The following is a 21799-nucleotide window of genomic DNA, read 5'->3' as shown; positions in this document are numbered from 1 at the left end:
TTACTAAAATGTTTAAACAAACAAATTAAAAATAATGCATACAAATTGCATTGTTTTTAAGAATAAACTTCAGGTTTTAACACGCCAATGTAAGGTAAATTGCGATATTTTTCTTGATAATCAAGCCCATAACCGACAACAAATTCATCCGGAACTTCAAATCCTACAATATCTGCTTGGACGTCAGCTTGTCTTCCAGTTGGTTTGTCTAATAGCGTGACAATCTTAATCGACTTAGCTTTACGATATTTAAATAGGTCCACTAAATAACTTAACGTTAGCCCACTATCTATAATATCTTCAATAATTAGTACGTCTCTTCCTTCCACTTTTGTGTTTAAATCTTTAATTATTTTGACTTCCCCTGTTGACTTCATACCACCTTCATAGCTAGAGACATCCATAAAGTCCATTTCCAAATAAATTTCAACTCTTTTTAGCAAATCAGCCATAAACGGTAGTGCACCTTTTAATACACCAATAGCAAGAGGAAAGCTATCCTTATATTCTTCTGTTAGCTTTTCGGCAATCTTCTTAACCTGCTTTTGAATTTCTTCTTCTGTGATTAAAACCTCTTTAATGTCGTTATGCATGAATGCTCCTCCTATATGTACTCAATTTTCTTCTACAATTAACCGAAGCCATTTATTAGAAGAAGGAAAGGGTTGAACCTCACCTTTTTTTAAACCAATTACCCACAAAATCCGACCTTCATAGTCTGTAACAATTGGCCACTGTTCACGCATATGTTTCGGAATTTTTTGGTCAATAAATATGTCTTTTACTTTTTTATGGCCACCTAACCCTCGTACACTAAGCTTATCACCTTTACTTCTAGGTCGAATAATTAGCGGTAAAGAAATGTTTGTTGCACTGCAAACAAATTCTTTAAGGCTATTTTCATCTGGTTTTGTTGATTGATTTATTATTTCGACCTTTAACAATTTTCCATCTGGTAACTTGATCGTTTCCCCCGGATTGATGGAACAAAAATCAAATGGAGGTTTGTCCTTCTCAAAAGTGAACGACAATGTTTCATACGATCGAAAAGCTACTAATTGATTCGGCAAATGAACCGAAGCGTTTGGTTTTTCAGATAAAAGTAAGGAAAGGATACTTTCTATATGCCGAGAAGTTATATCGGTTTTTTGATTTTTGTACAGATAATTCAATATTAGATGAAAGGTTCTCCTTTGTAAAGGACGAGGGTACAAGCGTAATTGGCTAATATTAACGTGAGCCTCTATAGGATTGTTTATGTATGTAACAACTTCTTTTCTAACATTTTCAGCCTGTTCAAATAGAAAGGCTTCCTCTTCTTGTACTGTTTGGCTAATTAATTGCAAATTTTCATGAATAATCGGATTATAGCTTTTTAGGAATGGTATTACCTTTAAACGAAAAGCGTTCCGTGTATATACCGATTCCTCATTAGAGGCATCATACCGCGGTTTTATATGATATGTATCACAATAGGCTTTTATTTCTTCTTTCGTTAAACACAAAAAGGGTCGAATAATGTTTCCGTTTGAAAACTCTCTTTTAACGGGAATACCTTTAGGTTTTGATCCTCGCATCAGCTGCATAAACATCGTCTCTACTTGATCATCACCATGATGACCCATTGCCAAAAGGGGTGTATCATACTCTTTCATTTTTTCTGCAAAAAAGGAGTACCTAAGTTCCCTAGCTGCTAGCTGCGTTCCCATGTTCTTTTCCTTCTTATACTTAGGGACATCGACAGCTGCACTAAAAAAATCAATATCCCACTCTTCACATAATTTTTTTACGTACTCTACATCCTGCTTTGAATCCTCCCCTCTCAATAGATGATCAACAGATAAAGCAACTAGCTTTAATTGAAAACGATCTCTAATATTTGCAAAAAAACGGAGAAGGGCGGATGAATCTGGTCCTCCAGAAACAGCTATTAGAACAACATCTCCTTGAGCAAACAACTTATTTTTTTTACTAAAGGTGAGAACCCTATCCCCGATCACACTTGTCACTCCGTTCTAGGAAATATCTTTATCATTTATCCTACCACTTCTATTTGTAGAACTGCAAAGAATCTCGCTACATACTAAAACATATTTAATATAAGAAAAATAACAAATAACATGACAGTAACCATAGCTATACCAAGTGATTCTAACCATCTAGTTGGAGAACCGTTTCCACTAGCGTGTTGCTTACTACGTTTTACATCTCCACTATGTTTCATTTTAGTAGCTGGACTTTGCACTCTAGCAAGTAATATTTTTGAAATATCTGCTTTCATTTCCTTACTGGAGGTATATTTCCCTAATAAAGCTTTATCCAAACAAGTAGCATACTTTTTAAGTGCAGGTTGTTGGATTATTTTATATTTAAGTGTTTTAGTAGGGTGCTGCCCTTTTTCAAATCGTTGTGGATAATAAACTTGAATCATTACCATGGCAACAGCAAATAAATCATATTTAGGATCCGCTTTTCTACTTCCTAGCCCCCAATACCCGCGATCATAAAATTCGGTATACTCTTTGACTGCCCTACCAATTTTTGTCGTACCACCTACGTCTATCCACCTTAAGCGGGGCGGTGAGTTCGTTACGATTAAATTCTCGGGCTTTAAATCACCAAAAACCCAACCCTCTCGATGCAAATGATCTAGATCATCTAATAGTTGTATCATTAATATACCTAACCATTCAGGGCCTTTATGTCTTAAAAAGGTATTCAACTCATGGCCTCTCATATATTCCATGACATAAAATGAATAGGAATGGCTTCGAAAAGGAACCCAATCATCCACATCTAACAAAGAAGGCCCAAGGCGTGTTCCTTGGACCTTTCCGAATGCCTTTAATACATTAACTTCGGTTGTAATCGATGATGGCATATCACTTATTTTTAGCGCCACATACTTTTGGTTACATAAAGCTAAATAAACCTCGCCAATTGCTCCGTTACCAAGTTTCTTTACAATTTGATACGTATGTTGGTGCCATTTACCTTTTATTTTTGTGCCAGGCTTTAAATTAGTAATTAGACTCTTCGTAGATGGCCTCATCAGTAGAACCCCATCCTTCTATACGAGGTGTAGAATTGAATTTATATATAACTTCACGAAGCGCTGGACCTGTTGGTGTAATACCTCCACTAGTTAATTTAGGAAACACAGAGGATATATTACTTAAGTCTGGATTCCAAGACATTACTTCTTTTACGTGCTGCTTTTTCCCAGGAAATGTATAGATAGAAAAGGTATTATTGCCTGTTCTAGCATTTAGGCTAAGGGATAAATCTTCTAGTGACTCCTTTACTGTCGGTAATTTGTTACTCATACTAGCACTCGTATCTACTAATACAAGAACCTCTAGATTACTTGTTTCCCCTAAATCCTCCACCACTTCCATTACCTCGCCTCTTTTTTCAGGAGGCAAATCTTCCATTGATTTCTCGGAACCTAATATTTCTTGTAGTTCTTTATTGACAACACCTTGCAGCGTTTGAGTCATTGCTTGTCTAGTAACCATTTGAACCGTCTGAGAAAGTGCTTTCGCATAAACGATTCTACTAACTCCTCCACCTGCAGATGCAATTTCCTCCACCTCTTGCAAACCTTCTGGCTGTTCAGACTGATCATCATCTAAAACCCCAATAACATTAACACTTATTCCCTGTTGCATTGCTAAAGCACTTACAGCTGCAGGATCTTCCCCTTGGTTAGAGCAACCATCCGTAATTAATAGAATTTGTTTAAGTGTACCTTTTTTCAAGAGTACCCCTCCTCTTTTTTACTAGTACCATCATTGCCTCAATTAACTAAACTTATACTTTTTTATTTCTGAAAAGTTTGAAGATAGAAACGTATTATAAGTCCCTAGTAAAAAAGATGGCACAATAATAGATTATTGCGCCTTATGGATCGGAAAAGATGCCCATTCCGGTATATTATCTTCTATTTTCGCAACTAACACTGTCATATCATCATCTATCTCACCAGACTTCGTGCGGACAACCTCTTCTAGAATTAGATCAGCTATTTCTTGAGGGTCAGTTGTTTCCATCTCTTTAATTTTTCGTTTTAACCACATATCTACATTTTCAATATGTTTAGGTCCTTCAAAAATGCCATCACTCATCATAATGAGAATATCACCGGTTTTTAGTTGCTCACTCACTACGTCTACATCGAACTCTTGAATAATGCCCATTGGCAAATTACTAGCTTCCACCTTTACAATATCGGAGGACCTTTTAATAAAGCTTGGGGTCGATCCAATTTTCAAAAATTTAACTCCAGCATGATGCAAATCTATTACAGCTAGATCTAATGTTGAGAAAATTTCATCTGTTGTTCGCAATGATAAAATAGAATTAATAGATTTAATCGCTACCTTCTCATCAATACCGGATTGAAGTATTTGTTGTAATAACCTCAACGTCTCCATACTTTCCAAATAAGCTCTTTCCCCATTACCCATTCCATCACTAATAGCTAATGCGTACCTGCCGCTTCCTAGTTCCATCGTTAAATAACTATCTCCAGAAACAAAACCCCCACCCTTCGCAGCATGAGAAACACCCGTTTCTATATTGTATTGACGGGCTGACTTAAAGGAGAAATATCCATATCCGTTCGGAAATGGGGATACCTCTTCATGATCAACAATAACCGTTTCTTGGAGTATTTCCGATAGAACTGGTGCAATGACTTTCGCCGCTTCGCCATGATAATCATAAAAGGTTAAATTCATTTCAATATCTACACTACCTGCTTCTAAGCTATAAATATCTAATTTTTCTATTTCAAAGCCCATTTCGTTTAAGGCATGAACAATTTCCCCTTCTTGCTGCTCATGAATTTGTCGTTCTTTCATTATTTCTTTTGCAAAGTTCTCCATTACATCGGAAACACCCTTTAACTGTTCAGCAACAAATTTCCGACTCTCTTGCACTTGTCTTTTCAGGCGTTGATTAGCTTGGAAAAACGATAACTCATCCTTCATCGTATCCATTACTTTATTTGATTTCACACAATGATTTTCGAAATCCCTCACTAGTTTTCTTCTATTGTTTAATGTGCCCTCCTCCATTTCACTCATCATTTCCGTCATATAATTATATGTTTTGTCGAATTGGTTGACCCAGCAGCTTTCCTTTTTAAAACAGGATTGGCAGGTCTTCTCCGTAACATTACTTAAAAAATAATCTGTTTCTTTCGTTTCCTTTTTATCAAGTGTTGCACTATCAATTTTTGAAAAGCTCTTCGATAGTGCCTGAAACATATCGGAAAATTGTTCAACACGATTTGCTGTAACATCCCTAACCTTTTGCAAATACTGCTCTTGTTCAGATTTGTGTTCGTTCGTACCAGGTATGTATCGGGCCATTTTGCGAATCCAATTTTCTGGCGTTAGAAAAAACAAGATAATAGCGAACCCAGTTTCAATTAATGTGGGAGCAAATTGATTACCGTTCGATTCCCCATAAATGCCTATTAATAATGTAGCGACAAAAAGTCCTAAACCAACACCTACTTTTTTACCGTCTTTTAATAAGCCCCCTAGCAAACCAGCAAATGCAAGTAGACTCATTTGATATAAGCTAGCTACATCAGCCAAGCTTAAAACAAGGCCTGTTACGACACCTACTGTAGAACCAATTGCTGCTCCAGCAATATAAGCAAGAATTAAAACAAGATATCTTGAAAAAATTTGTTCCATAGAAGCATCCATAACTATCCAACCGATTGTTCCAGTTAAAATAGACGCCAAGAGAATCATCATGCAAACAATTTCTTCATTTTTTAAGTCTTTTTTAAATTTTCTTGGTGATATTATTGGAACACTTTGAATAAAGATAAGAACAAGGACAACACTTAACCCTGCTTCTACAATTGTAAAGACCCATTGATACGTTTCTATGCTACCTTGAATAAAAAAACCAGTGATTCTTGCAATAATACAAGCTAAAAACACATATAAAGGAACCATTTTTTGTTGAGCAGAAACTTTTTTAAATAATGCTGCTAACAAACAAAAAACTAATATGGTACCTGTTAAAAATAAAGAATGACTGATGCTAACTGTTAATCCACCTAATAAAACGGCTAAAGCTGTCTTAAAAGAAATATTCCGACGCAGCATCCAAATAGAGGCAAAAAAGGCAACTGCAAAAGGGGAAACTGATGTAAGGATAACAGCTCTGCCTAATAAGAACCCCGCAATAAAAAGGGTCCACCCTTGGTCAATAAACTTTTTCTTAACCGTATCTCCAGTCTTCTTCCTCCATTTTGATAGAGAGTATAGTGCTTTTTTATATGAAGTTCTTGATTGGGTCCTTGTAACGGATTCAATCATACGATCACTCCTTCTATGTAACATATTCAACCATATATAATCTGGATTTTTTGTCAAAACAGGAGGACAACCTCAAAAAAACCTTCGACGGATTTCTGAAAATCAATAGGCATTTCTACAATAAAAAAAATAATTTAGTTAGAATTAAAAATAGCCTGTCACAATCCCTCGTTTTTTTATTGAATAGAGGGTTTTTTATATGGAACAAATAGTATCCTTTACCGAATCAACCAAAACGGCTCTCACACTGTGGGCAGTAAAACAAAAAAGTGTTGACACTAAATTGTTCGTGTTGTACTATATTTCTTGTGTCTTAAGAATATTTGGCGGCGTAGCTCAGCTGGCGAGAGCGTACGGTTCATACCCGTGAGGTCGTGGGTTCGATCCCCTCCGCCGCTACCATATTTACTGTGGCCCGTTGGTCAAGCGGTTAAGACACCGCCCTTTCACGGCGGTAACACGGGTTCGAATCCCGTACGGGTCATACAAAACCCACACCAATATAGGTGTGGGTTTTTTGCTGCATAACAAAAGCGCAAGGCCTTGCTCATCCCCGGTAGGCATAAGACAAGGCCTGCCGGGGTGGTTTTTTACCACAGAAGGGAGTTACTTATGTCCCGAGCAATCAAAAAAGACCCTGTTAAGAGTCTTTTTCTTCTGGTTCTACCCATAGTTTTTGAAAATTAATTTGGGCAAATGACGCCACTTCAATATCTTTAATCATTGGATTGAAGAGCCTCGTTCGAATAGGATGATGGAGGAAAACTATCATTCTTTGTTCATAAAGAAACTGTTCAACTAATTCCATAATCCTTTCTCTGTCCTCATTTGTTGATGCTTTTTTAATTAACTTTAATTTTTTATCAATTAAACTCCATTGTTCTTCATTAAAGAAGCGTCGAAAAAGTAAGGATTCGTTATAAAATGCACCTAAAAAGGAGAGTTGGTAATCGATTGAAGACACATCTCCTAATAAAATCATATGTGCATCTTCTTCAATCGACTTAGCAAATAACCCTTCTAAGTCGAACAACTTAATTTCCAAGTTAATTCCTTTTTCTTTCGCCACCTGACTGAACCATCTTGCTTCTTCTATAGCAGCAGGATAGTTTAAGGCATATAAGCTTAATATTTCCCCCTTATAATCGGAACCTTTTAGATATTCTTCCACTTTATCGTTATCTTTAACAGGTGTTGTTGATTTCCAAGGAAAATAACTCGTTGATGGAACTAAATTTTTTCGATTTAGATCACCCCACATTTTTTCCATATCTAGCAAATGATAAATTGCCTTTCGAAACAGGAGGTTATCCACCACAGAAGATCTATTGAAATTAAAAGCTAAAAACCGGAATCCCACCTCTATATCTTGTTTTTTAATAGGTTTAATGGGATTGGTTTCCGTAAGTATTTCGAACGTACTCTTTCCTGCAGATTCAATAGGAACTCTCCAAAATTGTATTTCATCTAATAATGGTCTTTCCAAAAAGTAATCATTATTTGCCTCAATAATTAGCTTATTATCTGTTCTTTCTTTTAATTTAAATGGACCAGTTCCAATCCATTTGTGTTCGTCAAATATCATATCACAAGGTAATATAACTAAGTTTACCGAGCTTATATATCTTAGGAAAAATGGATTACTTTCCTTCAAATGAAATCGAACACTAAACGGAGACATTATTTCTACTTCCATTACATCAGCTGTTAGCCATTTATGGGGTGAATATTTTTCATTAAAACGATCGAAGGTATATTTAACATCCTTACTAGTCAAATGCTTTTGGTGATGGAATTTAATGCCCTTCCTCAAATAGAATGTCCATATCTTATAGTCATTATCTTCCCGCCAGTGATGGGCTAAGTGCGGCTCTATTCTATCTTCCTTTTGATTATACGTTACAAGCGTATCCCCTAATTGGTTAATAATATGGCATTCAAAAGTAACGGAACTGTATAAGGGATCTAAGGTTGTCAGGTTTCTAGCAATAAGTGTTCTTAGTACATCCTTATTTTCGTGAGGGGATTGAAAGCCAAATAAGCTTTTTACCTCTTCCGAAAAACTAGTAATCCACTGCTTTGGTATCGGCAGCTGTAACAAGTGCACTATTTGTTCCAAGTGTTCTCTTTCAACGGAAGATTTAATAAACTCCTCCACTTCTTCTTGAAATGGATGAACAAATTTTAACACAGAATGGACTCCTCGACCTTGTCCTGGTTCATATGAAAGCTTTCCAGCCAATTCATATTTTTTCAGCTTTCTTTTCACGTTCTTTTTCGTACAGAACCATATTTTTTCTAAGTCTGCCATTTTAAACGCCACACGTTGATTTTGTTCTTTCGAAAAAAATTGTGCTCGCATCTCAAAATAAGATAAATCTTCTCTCATATCACTTCTCCTAAAAGGGGACATTTTTTATTTAATTATACCCTTTTTACCCCTTTTAGAATAATGCAAAATAAGTGATGGGAAAGGAGATAGAAAAATGTTAAAAAGCTTACACCCCAATATAAGAATCCGTATTTATACATCCTTTTTGAGTAGGGTAATTGGCTCGATGATTTTTCCCTTTATGGCTATTTATTTTACCTATCACTTGAATGCTACTCTCGCCGGTATATTATTAATGGTAAATGTAATTGTTCAGTTTATTGCAAGTTTATACGGGGGATACCTAGCGGATATTTTAGGCAGAAAAAGAATGATGGTACTAGGAGAATGGATGAAGCTATTTGCTTTTGCTGCAATGGTTTTAGCAAATTCACCTCTATTAACCTCTCCTTGGATTACGTTTTTAACAATGATCATCATTGGTATATCGTCGGGGTTTGTGAACCCAGCTGCTGAAGCAATGCTAATTGATGTGAGTACAAAAGAAACCCGTGCTTTCATGTATTCTATTAACTATTGGGCAGTCAACCTATCCATCATGATTGGCTTAATAGTTGGTGGATGGTTCTATAAGTCTCATTTATTTGAATTGTTAATTGGTCTTTTCATTATGTCTATTATTACGCTTTGGATGACAGCTACTTTAATACAGGAAACATATACATCTAGTTCGAAAACAAAAAAGGAATACGGTGTAAAACCGTTAATGAAAAGCTATCAAACCGTTATAAAAGATATTCCATTTATGTTATTTACACTAGGTGGAATTGCGATACTATCCCTTGAATTTCAACGTAATAATTTTATTGCTGTACGATTAGAAGAGGAAATGGTTCCAAAAATGCTCTCTATTTGGAATATAGACATGACTATTGATGGTGTTAAATTATTAAGTTTACTCACAGTTGAAAATACGATTATAATCGTATTTTTCACTGCTCTTGTTTCAAAATGGATCAGAAACAAACCGGAGCAACCAATTATGTATGCTGGTTTTATTCTATTTGGTATTGGTTTTGCTATACTAGCTTTTTCTAATAGTATTACCCATTTGGTGATTGCAACCTTAATACTTTCTATCGGGGAATTACTATATGTTCCAACTAGACAATCCATTTTAGCAGATATTGTAGATGATTCTCGTCGGGGAGCATACATGGCATTTAATGGATTCGTATTCCAAATTGGAAAAATGTTTGGAGCACTAGGAATCATTATTGGTCAAGGAATAGGTGGATATGGGATGGCAATACTCTATTTACTATTTGTTCTATTCGGTATTCTATTAACACGGGTCGCGATAACTAAACGACTGGATTTAGTACCCCAAAAAACTATTCCGATAACTTTTTCTGCAAAGTGACTTTCAATCAAGCAAATAAAGAACCCCCAGCAAAAAATATTGCCAGGGGGTTACCGTTTATATCGATTCTTTAGATTTTACATTTTTACTTACGTAAAATAGACAGCAAGTTATCCTTTCTTAGCACCACGACCGCCACGCTTGGATTCAGTATTTTTCCTTAAAGAAGCTAAGCGATCTTCACTATCTTTAAGGAAGCGGTTCATTTTCGCTTCAAATGATTCACTGCGTCTCTTCGGGTTGCTGTTGCGTTTTTTATTATGACTTTGGCTTTGGCTAGTAACATTTTCTTTAGCCTTTTTAATGGAGAGACCTATCTTTCCGTCATTAACATTAATGACTTTCACTTCTACTTCGTCTCCAACCTTTAAATGTTCGTTAATGTCCTTGACATATTTATCTGCGACCTCACTAATATGAACAAGCCCTGTAGAACCTTCTGGTAATTCTACAAAAGCACCAAAATTTGTGATGCCCGTTACCTTGCCTTGCAACTTGCTGCCTACTTCAACTGACATAAAAAAAATGCTCCTCCTTAGAATTTTTAAAAGTGTTCTTTCTATATATTATATAAAAGCATGAAAAAACGTGTCAATAAGACGACCTATCATCTGGTAATTTGAAAATAATTTCTCCTTCTTTTGAAAGAAAGTAATCTTTTCGAGCAATTTGCAGGACATAATCCGTATCTTTTAATAAACTAATCTCTTCCCTTAAATCTTGTTCTTCTTCCTTTAAGTTACTCATATCTACTTTTAACTGTTCATAATGATCCTTTTTTTCTTCGTATAGTGCTCTTTGCTTAATATGGTATGTAACTAAATAGCCAAAAACACTTAAAACAATAATTACAAAAAGCGTTAATCGACGATAGACACGTTTCTTTCGCTTCTTCTGTCTTTCCAGAAATGCATCATATTTTCTTACATAATTAGAATCTAATTTCGTTACTCTATTGCGATCTGGATTCATCGTCGAATTACCTCCTTTTTGAAAAAAGTGATCTTGTCCAATTATTAATAGTATTATATATTTTACTACAAAAATGGTGGAAAGAAAGTAAGTATTTTTTCGTGTTTTTAGGAATTAACTTTTTTATTAAGGACCAAAAGTACAATAGTGGTTTCTGAAAAATTTTCCACGGAATTAAAATTAACCAGATAATAAATGCCCAAAACAAGGTAAGGAGATAAGTCACAAGTTTTAACAGCCATTTAATCGGGGCGATGATTAGCCTTTCAAACAAGTTCCGGCAAAACCGGATGGTAGCAACGGCCCACTGGATAATATGCTCCAATGATTTTAAATACCATACCCTAAAAACAGATTGATAAAACGCAAAACCAAATATTACAGCTAGCCAAACATATAAACGTAATTCACCTTGGTTGACTAAATATAAAATATAGAAAAGGATAAGCCCCTGTAATATCCAGAATAAAATTTCATTTGTATAACGAATGAAACCATTGCGCTTCTTTTTGCGATAAAATCTGTTAAAGGTATCTATAGCCATTCCTAAATAGATGCCGCTGCCTACCATAGCTGTCATCGTAATAAATTGAAGTGTTAGACTCATTTAAACAGCTTGCTAAAGAATCCTTTAGCTTTTTCTCCTTGATGATCATCTATATAAGATAGTTCATAAACACGCCCCTTAATAGACACCAATCCTTCTCCTACATCAAGGTTTTTCATGTGCAAGTTTTCACCACGAACAACGAGATAACCCATAGAAGTTTGAAGCAAAAATTCTTCATTATCAAAACTATCAACGTCTTTTACACCTGTAATTTCCAATTCTCTTCGGTTAACAACCTTAACTTGATGTTCCTGCTGAGTACGCCCTGACTGATACAAATTTGGTTCATAATTCATAGAATCGCCCCTCCTTTATCATTAAAAATTTATGATAAAAAGGACAAGACTAGAACCTAGAATTTTAAAAAAACGAAACATCTTACAATAGATTTACTAGTTTTGCTGAATAGATTCCTCTTTTATAATAGTATAAAGCATAGAAGCTTCGTCTTTTTTTACCGTTTCTCTTAAATCATTAACCTTTACGGTCAGCAATTTTTGCCCAAACCTTATAGCAAGTTCATCACCCGCTGAAATTTTGCTAGATGCTTTTGCAGGATTACCATTGACTAAAATTCTCCCTTGATCTGCTACTTCTTTTGCAAGGGTTCTTCTTTTGATTAAGCGTGATATTTTCAAAAATTTATCTAATCTCATCATTGCTCCCTCTCTTTTTCCGCTTTCTTTGCTAGTTCCCAATAATGATCCATTTCTTTTAGCGTCATATTTAATAATTCATTCCCATTAGCTTTGATTTTATGCTCCATATATTGAAAGCGAGACTGAAACTTCTTATTAGTTCGAAAAAGGGCTAATTCAGGATCTATACGATAGAATCTGGCTATGTTGATAAGGGAAAATAAAATATCTCCAAATTCTTCCTCCTGCGCTTGTAAGTTACTATTCTCGATTACTTCTTTAAATTCCTTTATTTCCTCGGTCACTTTTTCCCACATCGGCTCGGGATTATTCCAATCAAAACCAACCTTTGCCGCTTTTGCTTGCAGCTCTTTTGCATATAATAAAGCAGGTAATGATTTTTCAATCCCCTCTAATAGGGATTGTTTATTCCCTTTGTTTCCCTTTTCCTTTTTCTTTATTTCCTCCCAATTCGTCAGTACGTCTTCTTCCCCTGTAACAGATGTTTTCTGAAAAACATGTGGATGTCTTCTTATCATTTTTTCTGTAATATTTCGAATTACATCATCTACTGTGAAATAACCAGCTTCTTCACCTATCTGGCTGTGAAGCATAATTTGTAAAAGTACATCCCCTAGCTCATCTGCTAATTGAGTATCATCTTTTTCATTGATTGCTTCTATAACCTCATAAGCTTCTTCAATTAAATAAGGCCTTAAAGAATCATGAGTCTGTTTTTGATCCCATGGGCATCCGTTAGGTCCTCTTAATTCCGCAATAACTTCTCTTAATGAGGTGAACTGATGGGTTCGATATTTTTTATCAACCGGAGGAACATAAATACTCATCAAATTACTTATTGAAATTGTACGATCTAGTTCAAATAAAGGTACTTCCTTAACCCATTCCTCTTCCGTACCTGCAGCATTTACGATATAAACGAGAAAATCGTGAGGTAAATCTTCTAATAAGGCTAATTTAACCTCAGAAGCAATCATCTGGTCATAAACCTGTGAAAAGATGAGATGATTTCCATATTGTAAATGAAAACGATCAAATGAAGTTGCATCTATAAACTGAAATCCCTCTATTGGATCAATTTTCAATGCCGAAAACATACTATCAAGATAGCTTTGACCGCCTTTTAATGTAATATGCAGGTTGGCGTCTTCCTTCTCTTTTTCTAACAATAATTTAACTGTCCGTTCTGCTAACATCGGATGGCCCGGAACTGCGTATACAATATCCTTATTTGTTGCCTCTACTAACAAAGCGTCCACTATTTCTTCATATACCGCTTCAAAATCATCATGGTTTTCATAAACGGAATCAAAAGAAAAAAATGTGACACCTCGTTCTATTAACGATGGCATAACAGGGTGGTCTAGAGTTCTGACAAAAATTTTACCCTTTTCCTGAGTAAGTTGATTATATACCCCCAAAGACATTTGCTCTAAGTTTCCTGCTCCTAATCCTATGACGGTAATGTTTTTATTTGTCATTTATCTTTCCTCCTATATAAAATGCGCAACAGTTGCTCACCAAATGGTATTTGCTTTAATTCTTCTTCTGAAAATGCTTTTGTTACTAGCAGTGTATAAAAAAATGCTAATGCACCAAATAAACAAGAAAATAACGTGACAATCCAATAATCTAATCGATCGTTTAATACAAACCAATAGTCAAAAAAGGAATGTAGAATAGTAACAACAGCGAGCATTATCATTATCGAAAGTATAGTTGATTTCCATGGTAATAAACGACGTAATGGAATAGGAATTTGTTTTTTCAAAACAACAAAAAAACTAACAACTAAAAAGACGACACTTATAACCGATGCTATAGCACTTCCAGTAATACCAAAGTAAGGGATGAGTAACTGATTTAAAATCCACTTGACCATAAGAGTTATACCGAACAAAAGCGCTTGTCTTTTTACAAATCCTAATCCTTGTAAGTATGTAGACAACGTTAACGTTAAAGAAACAATCACAATTAGTACGGAGAAAATACGTAAAGCTTCGTTACCTAATGACGTTTCAAATAACACAATATTAACAGATGGAAAAATAGCTATTAATCCAACAGTTGCACCTAAAGAAAATAATATCGTTAACTTCAGGACACGGTAAATTGTTTGTTGATAGTTAGCGCTATTCATTTTTGCTACAGATGGCACTAAAGCTAATGCTAGGGAAGAACCAAATACTACCCCTAACTGGACAAGTGGCTGACCTCTATCAAAGATACCTTTTTCCACCTTAGCATCCTCAAGTGATAAACCGTATTGCTGTAACGTGGAAATCATCGTGAAATTATCTACTAACTGTAAAAAAACTAACAACATATAATTCAAACTCATAATTACTGTTGTTTGTAACAAAACTTTCGCCATTTTTCTATAGGATATTAAGTGATAACTGAAACGAATAGCTTGCTTACGTTTTGTAAAATAAAAAATATATATAACCAGAATGATAATCCCAACGAACACACCAATAGAAGAGGCAAAAGCAGCGCCACTTCCTATCTCATATAAATTCTTTCCTTGTTTCACAAATAAATAAGTAAATAAAAGAATAAAAAAAACACGTACCAATTGCTCCGCTGTTTGTGAAAAAGCTGTAGGCCGCATATTTCCTGTGCTTTGGAACCCACCTCTTATAAAAGAAGTAAAAGGAATAATTAAAAAAAGAAAAGAAGCATATTGGATTGGCTCTTGTAGCTTTACATCACCCATCCCTCTGGCAATTTGTTCCGCTCCAACATATAAACATACAAACAATAGAAAATTTATCATGAATAAAAAAACAAATATAGGTAAATGAAAGGTGATTTGTTGTTGCTGACTTTTTTGTCCTTCTAATTCTATAACTAGCTTGGAAATAGCTGCTGGAAAACCGTATATGGACAATAACCAAGCAATAGTTATAAAAGGGTAAATTTGTTGATAAATATAAAAACCTTCATCCCCAACCATATTCTGAAACGGTACACGATAACCCGCACTTAATATTTTGCCAAAAACTCCAGCTGCCGTTAAAAGTAATGCACCTTTCCATAGCACTTTATCACTCATATAGTCCGTCCTTTACAACCAATATCGAACATTATAGCATATTGAAAAGCCGAAGTGCCTGTTTCAGTGATGTATGGACTGGACAGGAAAAGAACAAAAGCGCAAGGGCCTTGCTCACCCCCGACAGGCATAAGCCAAGACTACCGTAGCGTATTTTGCCACAAAAGAGGATTGATATAGTCCCAAGGGGGTAGGTGCTGGATCTAGACGTGGCTACCCCTTGTAACAAACTTATCACAAGTTCAAAATTTCCTAAGCGATGAAAAAGGCTACCTCAACAATGAGGTAGCCTTTGTATACTTACTTAGTCCATTTGTCTTGCTAAAAATCCTGCAGCTGTTTCTGCTGCTTTTTGCTCTGTGTCACCTAATGGTTGTTCTTTTGAGAACATCACAACACAACCTACCGGATCGCCATTTGCTATAATTGGAGCAAAAACATAAGATGCAGCTGTTTCTTCTTGTCCTTCAACAAACTCAATATTTTGTTCTGTTTTTTCTATTGTTACACTTCGATCTTCCATATTTTTTTCTATAGGTGTACCAATTTTTTTATTTAAGTATTCTTTTTTAGAACCGCCTGCAACTGCAATAAACTCATCACGGTCTGAAATTAGTACAGTATGTCCTAATGTGTCAAATAGTGCTTCTGCATACTCTTTTGCAAAGTCACCTAATTCATTAATAGGTGAGTACTTTTTAAGGATTACCTCTCCTTCACGATCAACAAAAATTTCTAGAGGATCGCCTTCGCGAATACGCAACGTTCTTCTTATCTCTTTTGGTACCACAACTCTGCCCAAATCATCGATGCGACGAACAATGCCTGTTGCTTTCATAGCTAAAAATCCTCACTTTCTTTGATGTAATTACGCCAGGTGACTTATTTCTTTTTTGTTTTGCCACCATCTAGTAAAGTTAGTATCCAACAACTTACTCAAACTATACATTTAAGTATTATTTTTCAGTTTGAAGAAATGCTTAACTTTTACGGTAATATATTTCCTGGTATAGGAAAAATACTACTTTGAAAGGAATTTAAGGGTCAACGGGATATTATTATTATTTCGCATTATGCAACTTTGATACAAACTCTTCTACAATTTCATATCTCCTTGGATGGTTTGAACGATCAAATGCAAATACAATTTTTAGTTGCGTTTTCTCTGTTCCCAATTGAATTAGATGACCATATTCATTCGCCATTTCAAATAGCTTGGCTCCATCTACCCTTAAACTTTCTTCTCCCTCCATTAATAGTTCTATTTTCATTTTTTGCTCAAAAATGGATTCAATACGTTCTTTTTTTGCATAGAGTTTGATTTTGGAAATTTGAATCAAGTTTTCCACTTCTTCCGGGAACTCTCCAAAACGATCCATTAATTCATCCTGCAAATCAAAAACATCTTCCAATTTATCGATTGTTTGAAAACGTTTATACATATCAATTTTTTGTTTTTCATCCGAAATATAAGCTGATGGGATATAGGCATCCATATCTAAACTTATTTCCACTTCAAACGGTTTAATTTCTTCATATGTTTTCCCTTGTTTTTTCGCTTCAATTGTTTCACTTAGCATTTGGGAATACATATCAAATCCAACAGAATCAATAAAGCCATGCTGTTCTGCTCCTAATAAATTTCCTGTTCCTCTTATCGATAAATCTCGCATAGCAATTTTAAACCCAGAACCTAACTCCGTAAATTCCTTAATTGCTTGTAATCTTTTTTCTGCCACCTCTGTTAGCACTTTATCTTGTTGATGGGTGAAATAGGCATAAGCAACACGATTTGACCTCCCAACACGTCCTCTTAATTGATAAAGTTGGCTTAAGCCCATTTTATCCGCATCATATACGATTAACGTGTTCACATTTGGAATATCAACACCTGTTTCAATAATTGTCGTACTAACTAACACATCATAGTGACCTTCTAAAAAATCAAGCATAACATTTTCTAACTGGGATTCATTCATCTGCCCATGGGCATACGTGACCCTTGCATCTTCTACTAAGGAGTCAATTTCATCAGCTATTCTTTCAATATTATCAACACGGTTATAAAGGAAAAACACTTGTCCTCCCCTAGACATTTCCCGCTCAATTGCCTCACGAATAAAGCTAGGATTATATTCGATAACGTATGTTTGAATTGGGAATCGGTTTTCAGGTGGTGTCTCAATAACCGAAAGATCCCTTACACCTAGCATAGACATGTGAAGCGTTCTAGGTATTGGCGTTGCCGTTAATGTTAAGACGTCAACATTTGTTTTAAGCTGCTTAATTTTTTCTTTATGCTTCACACCAAATCGTTGTTCTTCATCAATAATTAGCAGGCCTAAGTCTTTATACTTTACATCCTTGGATAATATACGGTGTGTCCCAATAACAATATCAACTAACCCTTTTTCTAAATCTTCTAGCGTTTTATTTTGTTGTTTACGTGATCGGAATCGACTTAATAAACCGATATTCAAACCAAAATCTTGAAACCTTTCTTGAAACGTTTCAAAATGCTGTTGGGCTAAAATGGTTGTTGGGACAAGAAGCGCTACCTGCTTATTGTCTAAAACAGCTTTAAATGCTGCACGAATAGCAACCTCTGTTTTTCCATACCCGACATCCCCACATAATAAACGGTCCATTGGACGTTCTCTTACCATATCGTTTTTAATTTCTTCAATGCAACGGAGTTGATCTTCCGTTTCCTGATAAGAAAAGGCTGCTTCAAATTCTCTTTGCAAATCTGAATCTGGAGAAAACGCATAACCTTTTGCAGCTTCTCTTTCTGCATATAATTTAATTAAATCATCCGCAATATCCTCTACAGATGCCTGAACCCGTTTTTTCACTTTTTTCCATTCTGTGCCCCCAAGTTTATATAACTTTGGTTCCTTACCTTCTGACCCGACATACTTCTGTACTAGATCAATTTGGTCAATCGGAACAAAGAGCTTGTCATCACCAGAATATTTAATGAGCATATAATCTTTATGAATACCGTTAAGTTCCAGTGTTTCAATACCGATATATTTACCTATCCCGTGGTTTGTATGGACGACATAGTCACCCACTTTTAATTCTTGATAGCTTTTTATTCTTTCTGCATTTGATACCTTTTGTTTTCTTTTTGGTCTCGTGCTTTGTTTTTTAAATAATTCCTGTTCTGTAATGACAGCAACACGAAAGAGCGGTAGCTCAAAACCACCACTTATTTGACCTTCTATAATAATAGGAGTAGATATCGGTAAAGCACGATCAGGACTAGCCTCGATAGCATTCATTTCATAGTCTTCTAACACGGATTGAACTTTTTCCACTCTTTTCTGGTTAGGTGCAACAATAATCACAGAAAAGTTACCCTTTTCCCAACGTTGAAGCTCATTTTTAAGCAAATTCATCTGTCCATGAAACTGTTGCATTTGTCTACAAGAAAAATTCACTAAATTTTCTGGATGGGTATTGGGAATATGACGTAGGAAAACGGATAAATAAAGTCGTTGTGTATGCTGTAGCTTATTTTGTAAAGCATGCCAGTCAAACGACATAGGTAAATCTCGTACTACTCTATTTTGTTCAAGAAGACTTCTATACCATTCCGCTTCCTCATGGTCTAACTTACCTGCCGTTTCTTCAACCCTACTCATTTCATCGATAACAACTAAACCATTACTCGGTAAATAATCTACTAAACTAGCAGGCTTTTCATAAAATAAAGATATGTATTTATACATTTCTTTATAGCGCTCACCATTTCTTAACCGTTCAAGGTCGTACTCAATATTTTCGATTAACTCCTCTTTCGCACTCCCGTTCTTCATTTTTTTTAAGGAGTGTTTTAATACTTGTTCTAGCCTTTGGTGCCCTCTTGTGAAATCCTCATCGGTTAAAATCATTTCATTAGCGGGCCCTATCGTTATCTCCTCAAACTTTTCCGAAAAGGATCTTTGGGTATCAGAATCAAAATGTCTAATGGAATCTACTTCGTTATCAAATAATTCTATTCGAATTGGATGCTCTGATGTTAATGGGTAAATATCAATAATTCCACCGCGTATGCTAAATTCTCCAGGAGACGTTATCATATCTTCCCGTCTATAACCTAACTGAATTAATGATTGTGTATAGTCCTCTAGTGGAATGGATTCTCCTACCCGAAAGAATAACTGTGCTTTTTCCCATTGCTCTACAGAGGGTAGCATTCTTTTGCAGGCAGCAACGGGAGCAATAAAGACTCCTTTTTTCTTTTTACGCCATTGACTTAAAGCCTCAATTCGTTGACTTAACAGCTCCGGACTAGCTATAGCTATTTCTGAAGCCATTAATTCATTAACCGGATATAAATAGACGTTTTCTGAAGAACTAAGATCAACTAAATCATCATAGAGTTTTTGCGCTTGACTAAGATGATGTGTTATTAGGAGCAATGGTCTTTCCAAGGACTCTTCTAAAATAGAGATGAGAACACTTCTGGCAGAGCCAGATAATCCCGCAGCCAACTGTTCTTTCATCCCGGAATTAAAACCTGTTAAAATTGTTTGTACGTCGTCTTGCTCTTTTATATAGTTCTTTAACCCTTGCAATTTATTACTCCCCCCTTAACTACCATAAAAAATAAAAATAAGTGCAAAAATGCTTTGGTGGTCATACACCAAAGCTTATACTAAGCTATCCTACTGTATAAATGTATCTAGCTCATGATATGAAGGATTTTGATTAAGCGTCTCTTCACAATGTTCACATATAGTTTTCACTTCGACATCACCATTATTTTGATAATTAATCATTTCATAGCGCTCTTCGTTAGACAATTCATTTAAACCTAATTTTTCTTCTTCAATTTCTTTGTGTTCAATCTGTCCAATTTTATTACCACAATGACGACAACTGTATTTGATGGACATTAGCAAGCCTCCTCCATAAAAAACTTCCTTACTAGTTTTTCCGAGGAGGATATTTCTTATACTATACAATCTATTAGGAATTATATTTATTCATGACTTCTAAAAAAGGTTTATCCAGCCACATTTCACACGCTTCCGCAGCTGAGTGTATACTCTCTTCTATACTAGGCTTTTCTTCACTTGTAAAGGAACCTAGAACATAGTTAACAACCGGCTCAGCACGACCAATACCTATACGAATGCGGTTGAAGTTTTTTTCTTGAAGTTGGTCGATGATATTTCTAATACCATTATGGCCACCATGTCCACCTTTTTGACGAAGACGGATTTTCCCAGGAGGTAAATCTAAATCATCGTAAATAACAGCAATATCTTCAACAGGTATATCATAAAATTCCGCAAAGGAGCGAACAGCCTCTCCAGATAAATTCATATAAGTCATTGGTTTTACTAGAATTACTTTTTCACCATTAATATGTTCAATTGTATATTGAGCATTGAATTTTTCTTTATTTAAGCTCCAATTATTTCTTTTTAATAAATAATCAATAACCATAAATCCAATGTTATGCCTAGTGTGTTCATACTTTGGACCTGGGTTGCCCAATCCTACTATACATTTCATTATTTGTTTCCCACTTTCATCCTGCATTTCTTTACTGGTACTATTGTATCGAATTTAGTCCAAAAAACAAAATAGGACTAATTACAAATATAAAGGAAGTATTTTTCAGCTTATCGGTTGGAGTGAAGTGCTAGACTTTCTTTATACGCAAGAAAAAACGTAGCCATCAAGCGGCTACGTTATTTTTATTCTTTCTCTTCGTCGTCTGTTGTTTCTGTTGGTGTTTCTTCAGATTCAGTAGCTTCTTCTTCCTCGTCAGCTTTTTCATTTTGAGGAGGAAGTATCGTAACAATGGTTGTATCATCGTCATCTAAAATTTCATAATTGCTACTTCCCTTTAAATCACCTACTGTTACACTATCACCGATTCCTAATTCTTCTATATTTACACTAATGTTTTCAGGAATAGCATTCGGTTTTGCACGAACATTTAATTGATGAAGTGTTTGTTGTACAACACTGCCTTTTTCAGTAGCATCTCCTTCTAGATGAATGGCTACTTCCACATCTACATTAGAAGACATGTCCACTTGATAGAAATCAGCATGAACAAGCTCGCCTTTTAAAGGATCTGCCTGATAGTCGTAAAGCATAGCATTTACTGTGCCCTGACCTTCAATATCAAGGGAAAAAACAGCGTTCTTACCATGGTCCCTGACCATTTTGAGTAGTTCCATGCTGTCAACTGCTATTGTTATTGGCGTTTTGCCATTACCATAAACTACAGCTGGTATAGAGCCTTCAATACGTAATTCTCTTGTTGCAGATCGACGTAAATCATCTCTTCCATTTGCTTTAATTGTTGCTGCCATAGAACAATCACCCTCCAAAAATTATAAGACACACCTATTTATTCCCCTTAATGC

At 35.4% G+C, this 21799-nt stretch carries 19 protein-coding genes and 2 tRNA genes; 3 read left to right on the top strand and 18 right to left on the bottom strand.

Annotated features, from left to right (window positions below; genetic code table 11):
• Positions 1 to 56 precede the first annotated feature (56 nt).
• The 5 genes from hpt to spoIIE form a co-directional block, all read right to left on the bottom strand.
• On the bottom strand, positions 57 to 593 hold the full coding sequence (gene hpt / locus HNQ94_RS18525) for a hypoxanthine phosphoribosyltransferase (protein WP_174497735.1): 537 nt from the start codon (positions 591 to 593) through the stop codon (positions 57 to 59).
• Positions 594 to 614: 21 nt separating this feature from the next.
• Positions 615 to 2000: a tRNA lysidine(34) synthetase TilS gene (gene tilS, locus HNQ94_RS18520; protein ID WP_174497734.1), complete on the bottom strand. Its 1386-nt coding sequence runs from the start codon at positions 1998 to 2000 to the stop codon at positions 615 to 617.
• An 83-nt stretch (positions 2001 to 2083) separates the two neighbouring features.
• Complete coding sequence (gene prkT, locus HNQ94_RS18515) at positions 2084 to 3052, bottom strand: serine/threonine protein kinase PrkT (protein ID WP_174497733.1); 969 nt, start codon at positions 3050 to 3052, stop codon at positions 2084 to 2086.
• Positions 3021 to 3761 carry a vWA domain-containing protein gene (locus tag HNQ94_RS18510; protein ID WP_174497732.1) on the bottom strand — a complete coding sequence of 247 codons (741 nt, stop codon included), beginning with the start codon at positions 3759 to 3761 and terminating at the stop codon, positions 3021 to 3023. The genes prkT and HNQ94_RS18510 overlap by 32 nt, the downstream gene beginning before the upstream one ends.
• Positions 3762 to 3893: 132 nt before the next feature.
• A complete protein-coding gene (spoIIE, locus tag HNQ94_RS18505; RefSeq protein ID WP_174497731.1) occupies positions 3894 to 6347 on the bottom strand; it encodes a stage II sporulation protein E in 2454 nt (817 codons plus the stop codon).
• Positions 6348 to 6672: 325 nt separating this feature from the next.
• Here spoIIE and HNQ94_RS18500 point away from each other — a divergent pair.
• Together HNQ94_RS18500 and HNQ94_RS18495 are read left to right on the top strand one after the other, a co-directional pair.
• A tRNA-Met gene (locus HNQ94_RS18500) sits at positions 6673 to 6749 on the top strand.
• 10 nt (positions 6750 to 6759) lie between these two features.
• A tRNA-Glu gene (locus tag HNQ94_RS18495) sits at positions 6760 to 6831 on the top strand.
• A 156-nt stretch (positions 6832 to 6987) separates the two neighbouring features.
• Here HNQ94_RS18495 and HNQ94_RS18490 read toward each other — a convergent pair.
• Positions 6988 to 8736: an ABC transporter substrate-binding protein gene (locus tag HNQ94_RS18490; protein ID WP_174497730.1), complete on the bottom strand. Its 1749-nt coding sequence runs from the start codon at positions 8734 to 8736 to the stop codon at positions 6988 to 6990.
• Between the two features lie 97 nt (positions 8737 to 8833).
• On the opposite strand from HNQ94_RS18490, the gene HNQ94_RS18485 reads away from it, so the two are divergent.
• Entirely contained in the window at positions 8834 to 10102 is a 1269-nt protein-coding gene (locus tag HNQ94_RS18485) for an MDR family MFS transporter (protein WP_174497729.1), read from the top strand.
• A gap of 110 nt (positions 10103 to 10212) precedes the next feature.
• On the opposite strand, the gene HNQ94_RS18480 is transcribed toward HNQ94_RS18485, so the two are convergent.
• The 12 genes from HNQ94_RS18480 to HNQ94_RS18425 form a co-directional block, all read right to left on the bottom strand.
• Positions 10213 to 10620: a S1 domain-containing RNA-binding protein gene (locus tag HNQ94_RS18480; RefSeq protein ID WP_174497728.1), complete on the bottom strand. Its 408-nt coding sequence runs from the start codon at positions 10618 to 10620 to the stop codon at positions 10213 to 10215.
• Positions 10621 to 10693: 73 nt separating this feature from the next.
• Positions 10694 to 11074, bottom strand: coding sequence for an FtsB family cell division protein (locus tag HNQ94_RS18475; RefSeq protein ID WP_174497727.1), 381 nt, complete (start codon positions 11072 to 11074; stop codon positions 10694 to 10696).
• A gap of 7 nt (positions 11075 to 11081) precedes the next feature.
• Positions 11082 to 11681 carry a spore cortex biosynthesis protein YabQ gene (gene yabQ, locus HNQ94_RS19855; RefSeq protein ID WP_174497726.1) on the bottom strand — a complete coding sequence of 200 codons (600 nt, stop codon included), beginning with the start codon at positions 11679 to 11681 and terminating at the stop codon, positions 11082 to 11084.
• The gene (yabP, locus tag HNQ94_RS18465; RefSeq protein WP_174497725.1) at positions 11678 to 11980 is read right to left on the bottom strand and encodes a sporulation protein YabP; all 303 of its coding nucleotides are present in this window, start codon (positions 11978 to 11980) and stop codon (positions 11678 to 11680) included. Before yabP ends, yabQ begins: the two co-directional genes overlap by 4 nt.
• A gap of 96 nt (positions 11981 to 12076) precedes the next feature.
• Positions 12077 to 12340, bottom strand: coding sequence for an RNA-binding S4 domain-containing protein (locus HNQ94_RS18460; RefSeq protein ID WP_174497748.1), 264 nt, complete (start codon positions 12338 to 12340; stop codon positions 12077 to 12079).
• On the bottom strand, positions 12340 to 13824 hold the full coding sequence (yabN, locus tag HNQ94_RS18455; protein ID WP_174497724.1) for a bifunctional methyltransferase/pyrophosphohydrolase YabN: 1485 nt from the start codon (positions 13822 to 13824) through the stop codon (positions 12340 to 12342). The genes HNQ94_RS18460 and yabN overlap by 1 nt, the downstream gene beginning before the upstream one ends.
• Complete coding sequence (locus tag HNQ94_RS18450) at positions 13821 to 15401, bottom strand: putative polysaccharide biosynthesis protein (protein ID WP_174497723.1); 1581 nt, start codon at positions 15399 to 15401, stop codon at positions 13821 to 13823. Before HNQ94_RS18450 ends, yabN begins: the two co-directional genes overlap by 4 nt.
• A gap of 304 nt (positions 15402 to 15705) precedes the next feature.
• The gene (spoVT, locus tag HNQ94_RS18445) at positions 15706 to 16239 is read right to left on the bottom strand and encodes a stage V sporulation protein T (protein ID WP_174497722.1); all 534 of its coding nucleotides are present in this window, start codon (positions 16237 to 16239) and stop codon (positions 15706 to 15708) included.
• 223 nt (positions 16240 to 16462) lie between these two features.
• Complete coding sequence (gene mfd, locus HNQ94_RS18440) at positions 16463 to 19987, bottom strand: transcription-repair coupling factor (protein WP_174497721.1); 3525 nt, start codon at positions 19985 to 19987, stop codon at positions 16463 to 16465.
• A 90-nt stretch (positions 19988 to 20077) separates the two neighbouring features.
• Entirely contained in the window at positions 20078 to 20308 is a 231-nt protein-coding gene (gene fin, locus HNQ94_RS18435) for an anti-sigma-F factor Fin (protein ID WP_174497720.1), read from the bottom strand.
• A 73-nt stretch (positions 20309 to 20381) separates the two neighbouring features.
• The gene (gene pth / locus HNQ94_RS18430; protein WP_174497719.1) at positions 20382 to 20933 is read right to left on the bottom strand and encodes an aminoacyl-tRNA hydrolase; all 552 of its coding nucleotides are present in this window, start codon (positions 20931 to 20933) and stop codon (positions 20382 to 20384) included.
• A gap of 185 nt (positions 20934 to 21118) precedes the next feature.
• Entirely contained in the window at positions 21119 to 21745 is a 627-nt protein-coding gene (locus HNQ94_RS18425; protein ID WP_174497718.1) for a 50S ribosomal protein L25/general stress protein Ctc, read from the bottom strand.
• Positions 21746 to 21799 lie beyond the last annotated feature (54 nt).

Origin of the sequence: Salirhabdus euzebyi (genome assembly GCF_014207435.1) — a bacterium.
Classification (GTDB): domain Bacteria; phylum Bacillota; class Bacilli; order Bacillales; family Alkalibacillaceae; genus Salirhabdus; species Salirhabdus euzebyi.
Note: the sequence above shows the minus strand (reverse complement) of the source record. Positions and strands in the feature narration are given on the sequence as shown.

Bases quoted from the DNA above. Each gene is read 5' to 3' on its own strand.
- spoVT (WP_174497722.1), bottom strand. From the start codon at position 16,239: ATGAAAGCAACAGGCATTGTTCGTCGCATCGATGATTTGGGCAGAGTT.
- HNQ94_RS18425 (WP_174497718.1), bottom strand. From the start codon at position 21,745: ATGGCAGCAACAATTAAAGCAAATGGAAGAGATGATTTACGTCGATCT.
- HNQ94_RS18450 (WP_174497723.1), bottom strand. From the start codon at position 15,401: ATGAGTGATAAAGTGCTATGGAAAGGTGCATTACTTTTAACGGCAGCT.
- HNQ94_RS18460 (WP_174497748.1), bottom strand. From the start codon at position 12,340: ATGAGATTAGATAAATTTTTGAAAATATCACGCTTAATCAAAAGAAGA.
- yabN (WP_174497724.1), bottom strand. From the start codon at position 13,824: ATGACAAATAAAAACATTACCGTCATAGGATTAGGAGCAGGAAACTTA.
- yabQ (WP_174497726.1), bottom strand. From the start codon at position 11,681: ATGAGTCTAACACTTCAATTTATTACGATGACAGCTATGGTAGGCAGC.
- HNQ94_RS18485 (WP_174497729.1), top strand. From the start codon at position 8,834: ATGTTAAAAAGCTTACACCCCAATATAAGAATCCGTATTTATACATCC.
- prkT (WP_174497733.1), bottom strand. From the start codon at position 3,052: ATGAGGCCATCTACGAAGAGTCTAATTACTAATTTAAAGCCTGGCACA.
- pth (WP_174497719.1), bottom strand. From the start codon at position 20,933: ATGAAATGTATAGTAGGATTGGGCAACCCAGGTCCAAAGTATGAACAC.
- yabP (WP_174497725.1), bottom strand. From the start codon at position 11,980: ATGAATTATGAACCAAATTTGTATCAGTCAGGGCGTACTCAGCAGGAA.
- fin (WP_174497720.1), bottom strand. From the start codon at position 20,308: ATGTCCATCAAATACAGTTGTCGTCATTGTGGTAATAAAATTGGACAG.
- spoIIE (WP_174497731.1), bottom strand. From the start codon at position 6,347: ATGATTGAATCCGTTACAAGGACCCAATCAAGAACTTCATATAAAAAA.
- HNQ94_RS18475 (WP_174497727.1), bottom strand. From the start codon at position 11,074: ATGAATCCAGATCGCAATAGAGTAACGAAATTAGATTCTAATTATGTA.
- HNQ94_RS18490 (WP_174497730.1), bottom strand. From the start codon at position 8,736: ATGAGAGAAGATTTATCTTATTTTGAGATGCGAGCACAATTTTTTTCG.
- HNQ94_RS18480 (WP_174497728.1), bottom strand. From the start codon at position 10,620: ATGTCAGTTGAAGTAGGCAGCAAGTTGCAAGGCAAGGTAACGGGCATC.
- hpt (WP_174497735.1), bottom strand. From the start codon at position 593: ATGCATAACGACATTAAAGAGGTTTTAATCACAGAAGAAGAAATTCAA.